This is a genomic window from Leifsonia sp. SIMBA_070 (genome assembly GCF_046534635.1).
Classification (GTDB): Bacteria; Actinomycetota; Actinomycetes; order Actinomycetales; family Microbacteriaceae; genus Leifsonia.
In genome coordinates, this window is record NZ_JAWRYK010000931.1 from 1 (window position 1) to 236 (window position 236).

Sequence of the window (236 nt, forward strand, 5' to 3'; positions counted from 1 at the left end):
GTCCCGGTCAGGGGTAGTCGAGGGCAGTCTGCCCCCGGCGAGTGCTGTCGGGGCAGATGTTGGGGTGGATATGCGCTACTCGCCGGAGAGGTCGAGGACCTGGAAAGCCATCCGGGCCGATAGCAAGGTGTCGAGGCTGGTTGGATCTTTCTGCGTGATCTCTTTGATCTTGCCCAGCCGGTATCGGATGGTGTTCTCGTGCACCCCCATCGCCGCCGCGGTGGCCTGGGCTTTCC

Annotated in this window: 1 protein-coding gene; it reads right to left on the reverse strand. The window is 64.0% G+C overall.

Going from position 1 to position 236, the window contains the following annotated elements:
* Positions 1–75: 75 nt before the first annotated feature.
* A partial coding sequence (locus tag SB754_RS22935; protein WP_410784556.1) for a helix-turn-helix domain-containing protein occupies positions 76–236 on the reverse strand: 161 nt, incomplete at its 5' end.